The 16,203-nt window shown below is 41.1% G+C and carries 4 protein-coding genes; 3 read left to right on the forward strand and 1 reads right to left on the reverse strand.

The genetic code is table 11. From position 1 onward, the window contains the following. The first annotated feature begins 83 nt into the window (after positions 1-83). The 3 genes from C7R93_RS12285 to C7R93_RS12295 all read left to right on the forward strand — a co-directional run bounded on the left by C7R93_RS12285 (position 84) and on the right by C7R93_RS12295 (position 14,658). The gene (locus C7R93_RS12285) at positions 84-737 is read left to right on the forward strand and encodes a response regulator transcription factor (RefSeq protein WP_106839075.1); all 654 of its coding nucleotides are present in this window, start codon (positions 84-86) and stop codon (positions 735-737) included. After that, positions 738-2,174 carry a sensor histidine kinase gene (locus tag C7R93_RS12290; protein WP_106839076.1) on the forward strand — a complete coding sequence of 479 codons (1,437 nt, stop codon included), beginning with the start codon at positions 738-740 and terminating at the stop codon, positions 2,172-2,174. A 463-nt stretch (positions 2,175-2,637) separates the two neighbouring features. Then, a complete protein-coding gene (locus tag C7R93_RS12295; protein WP_106839077.1) occupies positions 2,638-14,658 on the forward strand; it encodes a non-ribosomal peptide synthetase in 12,021 nt (4,006 codons plus the stop codon). 156 nt (positions 14,659-14,814) lie between these two features. Here C7R93_RS12295 and C7R93_RS12300 read toward each other — a convergent pair whose 3' ends face one another. After that, on the reverse strand, positions 14,815-16,098 hold the full coding sequence (locus C7R93_RS12300) for a cytochrome P450 (protein ID WP_158264021.1): 1,284 nt from the start codon (positions 16,096-16,098) through the stop codon (positions 14,815-14,817). Positions 16,099-16,203 lie beyond the last annotated feature (105 nt).

Consider the following 16,203-nt stretch of genomic DNA (forward strand, 5'->3'; position numbering starts at 1 on the left):
TGTAGGACTGGTTAGATGGAGTAAGTGCCCTTAATGGTACTTACTCCATCTAACCGTTACAAAAGGAATGAGGTAAAAACAGAATGATTAAAATTTTAGTTGTTGAAGATGATATCGCAGTAGCAAATTTAATAAAATTGAATTTGAATACGGCAAATTATGAGAGTTCAATCGCTTTTAATGGAGAGGAAGCCCTACGTGTAATTGAAAGCGATCGTTTTGATCTAATTCTTTTGGATGTTATGCTTCCAAAAGTTGATGGATTTACTTTATTTGAAAAAATTAAACCTTTAGGGATACCTGTCATTTTTTTAACTGCGAAAAGTTCAGTTGCAGATAAGGTGTATGGATTAAAAGCGGGAGTAGATGACTATATTACGAAACCCTTTGAAGGAATTGAATTACTGGCCAGGATTGAAAATGTATTGAGGCATTACAATAAAAAAAGCAACATCATAAATTTTAAAGACACTGAGGTACACTTGCAAGAAATGCAGGTGAAAAAGAACGGTGAAATGATTGAGCTTACCTTGAAAGAGTTCGAGTTATTGGTGTTTTTAGTACAAAATAAAAACATCGTATTAACCAGGGAAAAATTAATAGAAAAAATTTGGGGATATGACTACATTGGCGAGACTCGGACGATAGACAACCATATACAAAAGCTAAGAAAAAAGCTGGAATGGAAAGATGAAATTAAAACAGTATTTAAGTTGGGATATAGGCTGGAGGAATAAATGAAATTTTGGCAGAGGATATTTTTATGTACATTAATCATATTTGAAATCTTTTTTGTACCAGCATCCATATACCTGATTGATAGCAGCTTTGAACTAAATCTCAATATGGAGATCCGTTCCGGAATAAGTGAACAGGATCGATTTGCTAACTCTTTAGAATCAAATCTATATCTGCTTAAAGTTCAAAAATCTTCAAACCCGGATACTGAAGGAGTTGGCAAACAAAACATAGATTCAATGATTAGTACTTACTTGAACAACCTCGGAGAACAGGATGTATATCTGGATGTAATAGATGAAAATAATAAGGTTATTTTCAGTCATTTTAAAAACAACAAGATAACTCTTACTCATCGAGAAGAATTAAACATCCCATCAGATAAAGTAAATTACATTATACGGGATTTAGGGGAGAAGACTTACTTATTTATAGCTAAGAATATTTCCTTGGAAAATAATCACTATAAGGTTTCTTACGTTAAAGATATTTCGAGTGTTTATGAAAATAGAAAAGACTTATTAAGCCTTTTAATCAAGTTAAATGCTCTTATTTCAGCAATTTTGGTCATCGTTACCATACTCATGAGCATGTTTATAGTAAAACCGATTAATAAACTTATTAAGTCAACAAGAATAATTGCAAGCGGGAATTTCAGCGAAAGAGTAAAGGTGAAATCGAATGATGAAATCGGGTTGTTAGCGGAAAATTTCAACTTGATGGCCGTTGATGTAGAAGATAAAGTAAACCAACTTAAAAAAACTTCAGAAGACAAGCAAAGATTTATCGATAACCTGGTACATGAGCTAAGGACTCCCTTAACTTCGATCATAGGCTATGCGGATTATTTACGAACGAATAAATATGATGAAAAGACTTATATCAACTCATTAAGCTTTATCTATGAAGAAGGAAAGCGACTAGAGAAACTGACATTTAAGCTTATGGAGCTCATTGTTTTGCGAAAAGAAGATTTTGAGTTGAAAAAGGGAAAACTTGACGAACTTTTTGTGGAAATCAAAAATTCCTTTATTCCAAAGCTGAACATAAAGAATATTGATCTGGAAATATCGACGGAGCATCTTAGTGTTTTAATGGATAAGGATTTGATGAAAATTTTACTTGCAAACCTGATAGACAATGCGATTAAAGCATCGAAGAACAACGATAAAATACTTCTACGTTCATACAGAAATACTGAGTCAAAAATTATTCTGGAAGTGAAAGATACAGGGATCGGTATTCCTGATGACGACATAACAAAAGTCTTTGAGCCATTCTTTATGTCCGACAAATCGAGATCGAGAGCGAATGGAGGAGGGCTCGGGCTCGGACTTTCATTATGTAAGGAGATCGCGAAAATTCATGACGCTGAAATAAGAATAGAAAGTAAGCTCGGTGAAGGTACAATGATACAATTGGTTTTTCATTGTTAACAACCTTCAACGAAAAACTCTTGTCTAACTTTAATAGAATATTGGAGCATTGCGTATCGGAAAAAACAGACCAAGACTGTATTGTACAAGTTTTGGTCTGTTTTTGTTGATGCTCCAAAGAAATCCGTTAACCGCAATGTCATTCCTACGCTCCAATTTGTTCTTCCGATAGTAGTAGGTTGCTTCAAGGATGCCGACAATACCATATTAGAAGGGAAATATTTACATACAATTCACGAATGCTGTAAAATACTGTAAGCCAGATGTTTCTGGTTTTATTGCTGTGGAGGTGAAATTTTAATGTGGGGACAGGAAAGACGGTTCAACGATCATTACGTTCGGAGATTGAACATCACCTGAAAGAACGTGGTTACACACTGAAATTATCTCCTCATATGGGGCAGAAAAAAGTAGGCTACTTTTCTCTGTCTATACACAAAAAAAAGAATAGGTGGAGGAAAAAATGAGAAGCGAAAATCCCGATCAGTTTTACAGATTATCTCATGCACAAAAAAGAATCTGGTATATCGAAAATCTGTATCCTGACACCAGCATAAATTTGCAAACGATAAGTTCGTATGTTCAACAAGACATTAACTTTGAAGTCCTTGAAGAAGCCATTACTCTTTTCATGCGAAAGCATGAAAGTATCCGGCTGAGGTTATCTTCTGTTGATGGAGAAATCAAACAGTATTTTTCTGACTTTGATCCCATTCATTTTGAAACCATTTATTTTAATATGTACGAAAATCCGTGGGAGGAATTTGACCGAAGATTATTAGCGAAGGAATATTTTCAACACAACATGCTTGATACCCCGTTGTTCGCAATTTATTTTTTCAAAATTGAGGATAGACAAGGATTTATTTTTAAAATACACCATATCATTTCAGATGGATGGTCAAATGCATTATTTGTTAATTTCATTTGGGATTACTATCAAGCACAGGGAGACCCATCCCTACAATCGTCTTTACTAGATACATTTCATAATCACACATTCTCCTATATCGATTATTTGGAAAAAGAGGCTGCATACTTAGATTCTTCAGATAGGTTTATCAAAAATGAGAATTTTTGGCTAGAAAAATATGCAGATTTACCAGAAAGAGCAATGACTGATAGTAAGCAGATAAAAGCCAATCGGAAAACGTATCTGTTTACCGATGAACAATCTGCATCTATTCGAAACTTTATTAGTGACAATCAAAAATCGTACAATACTTTCTTTACTTCAGTCATGTATGTCTATCTGCATAAAGTTTATAATATTGAGGATATTGTTTTAGGTACTCCTGTATACAACAGAGCGGGCAAAGAAGAGCGAGCCCTTTTTGGCATGTGTACATCTACCCTACCACTTAGACTGAAGAGTTCCCCTAACGTAACCATTTCCGAGCTGATGACTTATGTCCACCAAGAGACTAAACGTTCTTATATTCATCAAAAATATCCGTTTGATCTATTGTTTCCCATATTACAAACAAAGCACGGTAATCTTGAAAGTCTACATGATGTTACATTGAATTTTTTGAATTCCAAGTCTTTTCATAAAATCAATGGAGTACCTGTTATTTCAGAATGGCATTTCACTGGACAACAAATCGAACCACTTCAGGTAAGCATACGTGAAGGGAATGAACATAAGCTTACCCTGTATATAGATTATAAAACGGACCAATTCAGCGATGAGGAAATCGATCTCATTTATTGGAGATTGAAGTGTATTATTAGTGAAATTCTCGACAAGAAAAACATCAGATTGAAGGAATTGCAACTGTTGGACCAGTCAGAAAGAAAGGTGCTTCTGGAAGACTTCAACGATACAGAGAAAGAATTGAAGAAGAAGAGTGTTCATGAGATGTTTGCAGAGCAAGCTTCTTTGACACCCGATAACATAGCTATTGTATTCAAAGAAAGATCGCTAACCTATGCGGAGTTGGATAGGAAAACGAATCAATTGGCCCGATTACTACAAGCGAAGGGAGTCGGCGAGGAGAGTGTTGTAGGGGTCATGATGGTTCGTTCAGACCTTTATTTATTAAGTATCCTGGCCATATTGAAAACGGGAGCGGTCATTCTGCCTCTTGATCCCGATTATCCTCAGGAACGAATTCGATACATGCTTAATGACAGCCGTCCAATTCTTATACTCACAGATGGCTCTAAGTTAGAGGAACTATATGATGAACAAACGGTACTCTCCATAGATCAAGCACTCACTTCTGCAACAGGTATGTCATCTTCCCATGTGCTACGATCTAGAAAAGATCCCGGTCCTCTATATATTATTTATACTTCTGGCTCCACCGGGACGCCGAAAGGAATTATTATTGAACACGGTACAATAACAAATCTAATTCAATGGCAACAGACTGAAATGATGACGGACCTTCCCTACCCTAAGATACTCCAGTTTGCTTCCATTAACTTCGATGTCTGCTATCAAGAAATTTTCAGTGCGTTATTATGTGGCGCCGAGCTACATGTAATACCAGATGAGCAAAAGGGGAATCCCGAAGCAGTCGTTCAGTTTATTGCAGAGAATGAACTAGAAGTCGTATATTTTTCTACCGCCTATCTAAAATATGTGGCTTCAGAAATAGATTTATTAAAAGGTTTGTTTAAAGGCAGGTTACGTCACCTCATTGTCGCTGGCGAACAATTGGTTATTAATCCAGATCTGAGATCATTTTTACAAGAAAATGAAGTAATACTACATAATCATTATGGTCCGTCGGAAACACATGTAGTTACTGCACTTGCTATTCACCCGAAATCTGGCAATGTCCCAAGTATTCCATCTATAGGACGTCCCATTTGGAATACCGGGATATATATCATAAGTCCGGATTTTGACTTGCAACCAATCGGCGTGTCCGGTGAATTATGCATTAGTGGCGTAGGACTTGCTCGTAGCTATGTTAACCTTCCTGACATGACGTCAGAGAAATTCATTACTAACCCATTTGATCCGGAAAAAAGAATGTATCGGACAGGCGACCTAGCAAGGTGGTTGCCAGATGGGAATATTGAATATTTAGGACGTATGGACAATCAGGTTAAAATCCGTGGATTTCGCGTTGAGCTTGGAGAAGTGGAAACACATCTTCTGGATATTGAATCCATAAAGGAAACAGTGGTAGTACCCTGGAAAGATGTATATGGTCAGGTACAACTTTGCGCATATTTCGTTGATGATGGGCACTGGACGCCTCGCCAACTAAGAACGATCCTTTCTAAAGAACTACCTGGATATATGATCCCTTCCTGCTACATACGTATGGAGCGATTGCCACTCACTGCAAACGGGAAGGTCGACTCAAAAGCACTGCCTGCCCCGGAAACAAGCATGCTTACTGAAGAGGAGGGCGTAGGTCCCCGAAATGCACTGGAACAAAAACTCCATGAGGTATGGCAGGATGTACTACAAATACAAAGCATCAGTATTGAGGACAATTTCTTTGATATAGGGGGCCATTCACTAAGGGCTGCTACTCTGGTGACCAAGCTTCATAAAGAGTTGCATATCAACCTTAGTTTGCGAGAAGTTTTTCAGACCCAAACCATCGAGCAAATGGCTCAAGTTATTAGAGGCAAAGAGAAAGTCGTCTACACCGCCATTCCCGTAATCGAAGACAGGGAGTCGTACCCATTGTCTTCCGCTCAAAAACGTATGTATATATTAAACCACTTAGAGGATGGAAAACTTATTTACAATATGCCTGGCATGCTGTTGATCGAGGGATTGCTATGTCGATTCCGTCTGGAGACTGCATTCCGCGATTTAATCTCACGTCATGAAACCCTGCGAACCGGCTTTGAGATGGTAGAAGGGGAGCCTTCGCAACGAATATATCGGGAAGTGGACTTTGCTTTGGACTTTCATATAGCTTGTGAGGAGGAAGCAACGAAACTGTTCAGGACATTCATTCGTCCATTTGATCTTAAGAAGGCACCGCTTTTGAGGGTTGGGCTCATTCAAATAACGAGTGAACGCCATCTTCTATTTATTGACATGCATCACATCATAGCGGATGGGGTTTCCATATCGATCCTACTGAGGGATCTTGTTCACTTATATAATGGGACAAAGTTGCCTGATCTACGGATTCAGTACAAAGACTACGCCGTGTGGCAGCAATCGAACTTGCAGGATATCATGAAACGGCAAGAGGCATATTGGCTGGATGTGCTAAGCGGAGATCTCCCGAATCTAGAGTTGCCTTTGGATTATTCACGACCGTCTATTCAAACTTACAACGGGCAAACTTTCCGATTTGTGATCGAAGCTCAGACGAGAGAGGGAATTCGGCATCTCTCGGAGGATACCGGAACGACATTGTTCATGGTACTACTCGCGGTCTATACTCTCATGCTTCATAAATATACGGGGCAGGAAGATATCATTGTGGGTACGCCAATTGCGGGTAGATCCCATGAGGACCTTTATCCACTGATGGGCATGTTTGTGAACACGCTCGCTATCCGAAGCTACCCGAGGGGTGATCAATCATTTCTATCTTTTCTCGAAGAAGTTAGACAAACGACGCTAGGAGCTTTCGAACATCAAGACTATCCGTTTGATCAGTTGGTAGATAGACTGCAAATTCAGCGGGATGTCAGCCGTAACCCAGTGTTTAATACGTTGTTTACTTTGCATAATGAGATAAATCTTGATGTGCAAATGGATGGTTTACTGTTGAAACGGTACCCTAGCGATTATTCGATATCAAAATTTGATTTGAGTTTTGACGTAACTGAATGCGAGAACGGGTTGGAGTGCAGTTTTGAATATGCTACTGCCTTGTTCGATCCAGATACGATCGAGCGAATGGCTAAGCACTATAGTCAATTAATCAGATCTATTGTGGAAGATCCTTCAACAAAGCTTGCTCACATCCGAATGATAACACCAGCGGAAGAGACAAAGATTCTTCATGAATTTAGCAGTCCTGAATATGCCAATTATTCACGGGAGAAGACGATCAACATCTTGTTTGAGGAGCAGGTAGTACGAACGCCTGAACAGATTGCGGTGTGGTTCGAAGGGGAACGGATTACTTACAAGGAGCTTAATGAAAAGGCCAATCGGCTGGCTCGCACATTACGGGCTCAATGTGTGCAACCAGATCAGTTAGTAGGTATACTTGCGGAACGTTCGCTGGAGATGATTATTGGTATTTTAGCAGTCCTCAAATCAGGAGGCGCCTTTGTGCCAATAGATCCCGGATATCCTGCGGAGCGCATCGAGTTTATGCTAGAGGATTCGCAGGTTGAAGTGCTCCTTGCACAAACCCACTTGAAGGAGAAGGCTTTCTTTGCAGGCAGGTGGATCATGCTAGATGAATCAGTGTCTTATGCTGAAGAGAGCACGAACCTCGTGTCGATCCATGCGCCGACGAATCTGGGCTATGTCATATACACTTCAGGAACGACCGGACGACCAAAGGGCGTCATGATTGAACATCAGCAAATGATGGTGATGGCAAGTGCTTGGAATCAAGCGTACCAATTGGAGAATGCGGCTATTAGGTGGCTACAAACGGCAAGCTTTTCATTCGATGTCTTTACCGGCGACTGGATACGTGCTCTCTTATTCGGTGGTGAACTGATCCTTTGCTCCAGCTATGCGAGGCTCAATCCAGCAGAAATGTATGAATTGTTTCGGAAGCATAACATTCAAGCGTGGGATACAACACCAGCAATAGTCATCCCATTTATGGATTATGTTTATGAAAATCGCTTAGACATCGATAGTCTTCAGTTACTTGTCATAGGAGCAGATCATTTTCCAGTAGAAGAATATCTCAAATTGTTCAAACGGTACGGTACACATATGAGAATTCTTAACAGCTATGGAGTGACTGAGACGTGTATCGATGCTTGCTATTTTGAACAGTCGACATTCAAACCACTTATGCGTGTACCAATTGGCAAAGCTTTGCCGTCGGTTCATCTGTACATTCTAAATGCGGAGTTAGCACCTCAGCCTATCGGTGTTGTTGGAGAGTTATATATAGGTGGTGACTGCGTAGGTCGGGGGTATTTCAACGATTTAGTAAAAACGTCTCAAAAATTTGTGGACAATCCTTACCAGCTAAACGGAAAGATATACAGGACAGGAGATTTGGCAAGATGGTTACCTGACGGGAATGTCGAATATTTGGGACGGTTAGACGACCAGATCAAATTCAACGGTTACCGGATCGAGTTGGGTGAAATTGAATCGCAGTTATTGAGCATAGTTGGTATAAAACGTGCTATTGCTATCACACGTGATGAATACGAGCAGAAGAGGCTGTGCGCCTATTTTGTTGGAGATCGGCCTTATTCTAGTAACGAACTTAGGGATGCTCTCTTGGAAAAACTGCCCGCATACATGATACCGACACACTTTGTACAACTACCCCAGCTACCACTGACTCCGAATGGGAAAGTTGATCGTAAAGCCCTACCTGCACCTTCAGGGAGGCGAATGACCGAAAGTTCGTATGAATCTCCAAGAAATACGGTGGAAAGCGTTCTCGTATCGATATGGCAGAGTGTTCTAGGCGTCGAAAAAATCGGGATCAGAGATCATTTTTTTGAACTAGGGGGCGACTCGATTAAATCGATTCAGGTTGCTTCCAGACTGTATCAAGCGGGATACAGGCTAAACGTAAAAGATTTATTTAAATATACGACTATCGCCAAAATAAGCGCCTTTATCGTTCCTGTTAGCAGAGTAGCGGAACAAGGAACGGTGGAGGGACCAAGTAAACTTACACCGATTCAACATTGGTTTAATCAAGTATGGACTGTTGATCCACATCATTTTAACCAAGCGGTCATGCTATTTCGGAAGCAGGGGTGGGACGAAGGTTCACTCTGCGAAGCATTGGAAAAGATCGTCGTACATCACGATGCGCTGCGAACGGTACTAAGGGAATCAGAAACTGGGGTAGAAGCTTGGATACGGGGCGTTCAGGAAGGTGAACTATTTAGTTTAGAGGTATTTGATTTCAGGAATATGAAAAATCCAGCACAATATATAGAGATTCATGCTAACGAGATCCAAAGTAGTATTTGCCTAAAAAACGGTCCGTTGGTGAAGGGTGGTTTGTTCCGCTGCGTGGACGGAGACCATTTGCTTATTGTCATCCATCATTTCGTGGTGGACGGGATTTCATGGAGGATCCTGCTTGATGATTTGGCAACAGGTTATGAGCAATCTCTTGCTGGTGATACTATTTGTTTGCCGAAAAAAACGGATTCCTTCCGAGATTGGACAGAACAGTTGTCCCTCTTCTCTCAGAGCTCTTTATTCCAGAGTGATCGGGAGTACTGGAGGCAGGGTGGCAGGTTCCAGCACGAATGCTTGCTAGCAAAAAACACCCAAGAGATGCCAGTGGCCAAAGACATTAAAAACGTAATCGTTCTGTTGAACAACGTGGAAACAGAACAGCTTTTAAAGCTGACGCACCGAGCATACAATACGGAAGTGAACGATCTTCTCCTGACGGCACTAGGCTTGGCGATTCACCATTGGACGGGTATGAAACATGTGCTAATTAATCTGGAGAGTCATGGCCGGGAAGGTATTCCTGTAGATCTTGATATTTCCCGTACCGTGGGTTGGTTCACAAGCGAGTTTCCTGTTTATTTGGAGATAAGGGAAGATCTCTCAATTGGCATGCAAATCAAGTATGTAAAAGAACAGCTTCGCCAAATTCCACATAAAGGAATGGGCTTCGGTATTGAGAAATACCTGAATCCATTCCACCACGGCGATGATTTAGCATTCGCGCCAGAAATCAGCTTTAACTATCTGGGTCAATTCGATCAAAACCAACATAATAGCATTTTCCAGCAATCTCCTTTTTCAAGTGGAAACCTTGTTAGCCCTCGTTCCTACAGTACGTACTCGATCGATATCAACGGAGTGGTGTCAAACGGCACACTTTCATTTGTTATCAGTTACAACACGATACAATACGATATGGAAGAGATAGAGAGTTTTGCTGTGCTACTGAAAGAAAGTCTCCAAGCAGTTATAAGTCATTGTGTGGGGAAAGAAAAACCGGAGTTGACTCCTAGCGATATTGGTATGAAGGGAATGACTATTGAGGCGTTAGACTTATTGGCGGATAGAATTTCTCCTCGTGGTCAGCTTGAGAATGTGTATACGCTCACGCCGATGCAAAAGGGGATTCTTTTTCAAAGCCTATTGGAACCTTCCACTTATTTTAGTGAATTGTCATTTGATTTTCACGGGGCATTGGATATCGACCATTTTAAGCGAAGTCTTGACTGCTTCATTCAAAGGCACGAGGCGCTTCGCACCAACTTTCTCCTCGGAGGAAATGGAGAATATCAGCAGGTAGTATTCAAAAAAAGACAAAGTGAGTTTTTGTACCGGGATTTAACAGAAATGGAGAAGGACCATCAGGAGCAATATATCTCCAATCTGATCATAGAGGAAAAAGCTAGAGGCTTCGACCTAGGTACGGATACGCTTTTGCGGGTTTTCGTTCTACGTAAGGAAGAACAAGTATACCAGATGATCTGGAATACGCATCATATCATCATGGATGGCTGGAGTTTGTCTTTGATGTTAAATGAAATATTCGACACGTATTCCATTTTGATGAGAAATGAGCTGCCGAGGGATGTCGAAACTGTTTCATTTAGTAGATATATTGCGTGGTTGGATCAGCAGGATGAGAAAGCAGCTGTTCATTACTGGCGCGAGTATTTGGCAGGATTCGAATATAGCACAGAGCTCCCCTTTGGCTTAACTTCTAGCGGGGCAGATGGCTATGTTTCTAAACAATTGAGATTTAATCTAGGCAAAGAATGGAGCCAACGATTACAAGAGATGGCAAGTAAGCACGAGGTGACACTAAATACATTAATACAAACGGCATGGGGGATTTTGCTTCAGAAATATAACAACCATGCGGATGTCATTTTTGGTAGTGTCGTGTCCGGTAGACCGGCAGAGTTGAGGGGCGTGGAGAGCATCATTGGCCTCTTTATCAATACCATTCCGGTACGAATCAAAGCCGAGGAAACAGATTCTTTTGCAGATGTTATGAGAAAGACACAAGAGCAGGCTTTGGCCTCACTTGCGTATGACACATACCCGCTCTATGAAATTCAAACCCTTAGCGACCAGAGGCAGGACTTGATCAAGCATTTGATGGTCTTCGAAAATTATCCGATGGACAAGCAGTTGGAGCAGTTTGGTAACGACGGAGGAGCGTCTTTTGCCCTTCGTAACATAAAGTCAGCAGAACAAACAAACTATGACTTTAATGTGATTATCGTACCATCTGAGGATATCGAGGTTTGCTTTGGCTACAATGCTAGTGTGTACAATGAATCAGATGTAGTCTCGATACAAAAGCATTGGATGTATCTCCTTGCGCAAATTATGGAGAATCCATACATTCACTTACCTGAATTGGAGCTTCTTGCAGAGAAGGATAAGCGTAAGATCAGAGAAGAATTTAATTCTCAGGTATGTGAATATCCGCGCAAAACGACGATACACGGTTTGTTCGAGGGTCAGGTAGAGCGAACGCCAGATATGACTGCAGTGGTGTATGAAGACAAGCACCTCACCTACCGCGAGCTGAACGAGAAGTCGAACAGATTGGCCCGGAAACTTCGATCACAAGGAGTCAAGCCAGATCACTTGGTCGGACTCATGGTTGAGCGGTCAATCGAAATGATTGTGGGTGTGCTGGCGATATTGAAAGCAGGAGGCGCCTTTGTACCGATCGATCCGAATTATCCAGAAGAACGGATAAATTATATGCTGGCAGATTCAGGAGCAAAGCATTTGCTGTTGCAAAACCACCTGAAGGATCGGGTTGTGTTTGACGGCAAGAGGATAACACTTGGCGAAGAAAGTGGGGACGGAGAAGACGGTTCTAACTTAGCTCAGGTGGCAGAAATAAATCATCTGGCGTATGTGATTTATACTTCAGGAACAACCGGGAAGCCGAAAGGAGTTATGCTTGAACATCGAGGCGTATGCAACCTAAAAGCATTGTTTGATCAAAAGCTCTCAATCCGTGAGCATGACAACGTGATACAGTTCGCCAGCCTGTCCTTTGACGCTTCTGTTTGGGAAATTTTTCAAGCGCTATTTTGTGGGGCGACTTTATTTGTACCCACAAACGCCACAATCCTTAACTTTCAACTATTTGAAAGGTATATGGCGGAGCATCGCATTTCCATCGCGACATTACCACCATCATATGCAACTTATTTAGATCCAAAGCAGATGTCTCATTTAAGGGTATTAATAACGGCTGGTTCGGCATCTTCTCCACAATTGGTGTTAAAGTGGAGCCCACATCTGATGTACTTCAATGCGTATGGACCGACGGAAGATTCAATCGCAACTACGATTGGGTCAGTAGTATTGGATCCGACTGGAAGTAGTAAGATTTCGATCGGCTGCCCGATTTCAAATCATCAGGTCTATATTCTGGATGCTTTCAGAAATTTGCAGCCTGTAGGTGTTGTGGGAGAACTGTGCATCGCTGGGGTCGGCTTAGCTCGCGGGTATCTGGGGAGTCCCGCTTTGACGTTGGAAAAGTTTGTGGAAAATCCATTTGTACCTGGAGAGAGAATGTACCGTTCTGGTGATCTCGCTAGATGGCTACCGGATGGTAGTCTTGAATATGTAGGAAGGATCGACCAACAAGTGAAAATTCGGGGATATCGGATTGAACTTGGCGAGGTGGAAGAGAAGCTGCTGGGGATAGATGGGGTTCTCGAAGCAGTGGCGATATCCAGAGAAGACGAAGCGGGACAAGCTTATTTATGCGCCTATTTCACAGGTGATCAAAAACGAACGTTTAATGAACTAAGAGTCGAGCTGTCCAAGCAGTTACCGCAGTATATGCTTCCGTCCTATCTTATGAAGCTGGAGCGTTTTCCTCTCACTCCAAATGGGAAAGTGGATCGTAAATTGTTGCCTAAACCGGCGGATACGTTGAAAGATACAGACGTACCAGTTGCTGCAAGTACGCAGACGCAAGCTCGGTTGATAGGTCTATTTGCTGAGGTCCTAGGAATCCCTGAAGAACAAATTGGTATTTACAGTAATTTTTTTGAACTTGGTGGTCATTCCTTGATGATTCTAAATTTGTTGACCAAGTCCTTTTTACTGAATTGGAATCTGAATATCAAGGATTTCTACGATTTCCATACAATAGAGGAAATCGCAGCGAAAATAGACGGAAAATCAAGTGGGAAAACAGGGATAGATGATACGCAAATCGAATGGATTGATCTTCGTGGAGAATTACATCAGGAGACACAGTCCAAAGTCCTAAGACGTACGCTAGGCGAGGTTTTGTTACTAGGGGCGACCGGTTTTCTTGGAATTCATGTGCTCTACGAGCTTCTTACCAAAACAGATGCCTCAATCCATTGTATTATTCGCGGTAGTAATCGAACGATGGTCTTTAACCGATTAAAGGATAAAATGCGGTTTTATTACAAGTCTACAAGTGAGGTACAGTTGCAAGCCTGGTTTGAGCGGATTCGTGTGTATGCTGGTGATATTTCCGACAGCGGTTTAGGGATTGAGCTAGAAGAGCTTCTACGGCTGGGAGACACAATAGATACGGTTATCAATACGGCAGCACTGGTCAAACATTTTGGATTCGAAGAAGATTTTGATAAATCGAATGTGCTAATCGTACAGAATTTGGTGGATTTCTGCTTATATAATCAGATTCCGCTTCATCATGTATCCACGATGAGTGTATCTGGCTCTACTGTCCCAGGGGATTCTCCAGGTGTTGTTACTTTCACAGAAAACGATTTCTATGTAGGTCAAAATTATAAGGATAATGTGTACATCCGATCTAAGTTTGAGGCGGAGAAATTGATCTACGAAAAGCTGAAGAAAGGATTAAGAGGTTCTGTTTATCGTGTGGGGAATTTAACAGGGAGATTTTCGGACGGCGTCTTCCAAGAGAATATCGAGGAAAACATGTTCTATATGAATTTGAAGTCTATAATGGAAACAGGTATTATGTCTTCGGAAATGTTGAGTCAGCCTGTGGAGTTTACACCCGTTGATATTTGCGCAGAGGCCATTGTATCCATCATACAAACGGAAACAGAAGGAAAAACGTTTCATATATATAACCATCATTATGTATTGGGGCAACGTTTGTATGATGCTTTCCAAGCGAGTGGATTTTCAATTAGGGTAATGGCAGCGGAAGACTTGGAGCGATACATCGAGCAAACACTGAGAGGAGATGGAGGATCAGGAAGTTTTGGGGTCAGGATGTTGTATGCCAAGAATGAGGGAACGACAGATCAGCAGCTACCAAGGATTGTCCAGCAATCGACATTCACGATAGCGTATCTGAAAAAGTTGAATTTTGAATATCCGGAAATAGATTTGCCATACCTGCGTAATTTGCTTGACTATATCCTCTTGGTCAACTACGTTCGGAAGACGTAAGATCTTGTATTAAAGGGGCTGTCTAAAAAGTCCCGAAATAGTAAAGAAGCTAGGGAATTTTCTCTAGCTTCTTTTTTGTCCCGATCAGCAAAGTTAGCTCATCCGTCCACTACTTTATGTTCTAGTCTAAAACTATATTTTCACCGAACAGCATGATCATACAAATATCGGATGTTGTCTTTTGGCTTGTACATATAGGTTACTCGGAGTCATTGAGAAACCGATCTGTGGTGTAAGGGGGGGCTGGTCTTCGGGAATGTGTAAAGTAAAGCGACTAAGAAGCAGCGAAAGGACCGTGCTAATTTCCATGATGGCAAAATTCATACCTATACAACTTCGAGGACCAAGACCGAACGGGAAATAAACATAAGGAGATGGGGCTGGAGAGCCAGGAAGAAACCGTTCTGGAAGAAATTGATTTGGTTTCTCAAAATAACGCTCATCACGGTGAAGTATGTATTGAGGTATATAGATATCACTTGCCTGTGGGTACATAACGCCATGGATGTTCACATCTTCTGTAGCTTCCCTAGTAAGTGCCCAAGAGGGGGGGTACAGTCTCAAAGATTCTTTGATAACGGCAGATGTATACACCAATCCATTTAAGGTATGGATATCTGGTGACCGATCCCCACATTCGTAGGTTTTTGCTTCCTGCACGATGTTCTCTATGCATTCGGGATGCTGACAGAGTAAATATAACGTCCATGTCAAAGCGGACGCTGTTGTTTCAAAACTTGCTGCTGTCATTGACATGATTTGATCACGGATAGCTTCATTGGACATATCAGACTCCATCAATGTGGCGAGTAGAGTATGTCTGGACTGTTTTGGATTAGAGCGATACTTTTCCATCATGCCATAAACAATTTTGTCTAGCTCTCTAATAATATTTCTAGGGTTTTTGACAGAAAGAGATGGTGTGTTTTGGTGCCGCATGAGCTCGCTGATTTTCCATATTCCATTAATGAATGGTTCAATATCTTGTTCGATTTCATATCCGAAAAGAGACCGATTTGTGATGCGAAGTACAAGCCTGGCCATCTCATGATTAATATTTATCATCCCACCGTTACTCCAATGATCTAGCATTGCATTGGTTTCACGAACCATAATCTTGACATAACTAGCAATATCACTCGCTCGAAAATGAGGATTCATCATTGTCCTTGCTTTCCGATGCTGATCTCCGTCAGTGGTTATAATGCCGTCCCCGAGCAGCATAATTTTAACTAACCGTGCACCACGTCCTTTTACGAAAAGATGATGTTGAGTAACTAAAACTTCCTTGATGTCATCGGGATGAAGTAAAAAATACATACTTTTTCCACTTTTTTGATGTAATCGAATCACATCGGTTTGTCTTGCCTTTTCTGTAAGAAATGCGAGGGGATCAACCGTATAAGCTGAAAGCTCTTCCTCAATTAACCGTCTGTTCATTTTTTCATCTCCTCTAATTAAGACAGTAACCATGCTATCAAACTAGGGTGGTAGTTAAATCTATAAAAGTAAAATAATTACTATAATTCAAATTTATCTTACTCT

The organism is Brevibacillus fortis (assembly GCF_003013395.1).
GTDB classification, from domain to species: Bacteria; Bacillota; Bacilli; order Brevibacillales; family Brevibacillaceae; genus Brevibacillus; species Brevibacillus fortis.

Coding starts and splice junctions, on each gene's coding strand:
- C7R93_RS12290 (WP_106839076.1), top strand. CDS start 738: ATGAAATTTTGGCAGAGGATATTTTTATGTACATTAATCATATTTGAA.
- C7R93_RS12300 (WP_158264021.1), bottom strand. CDS start 16,098: ATGAACAGACGGTTAATTGAGGAAGAGCTTTCAGCTTATACGGTTGAT.
- C7R93_RS12285 (WP_106839075.1), top strand. CDS start 84: ATGATTAAAATTTTAGTTGTTGAAGATGATATCGCAGTAGCAAATTTA.
- C7R93_RS12295 (WP_106839077.1), top strand. CDS start 2,638: ATGAGAAGCGAAAATCCCGATCAGTTTTACAGATTATCTCATGCACAA.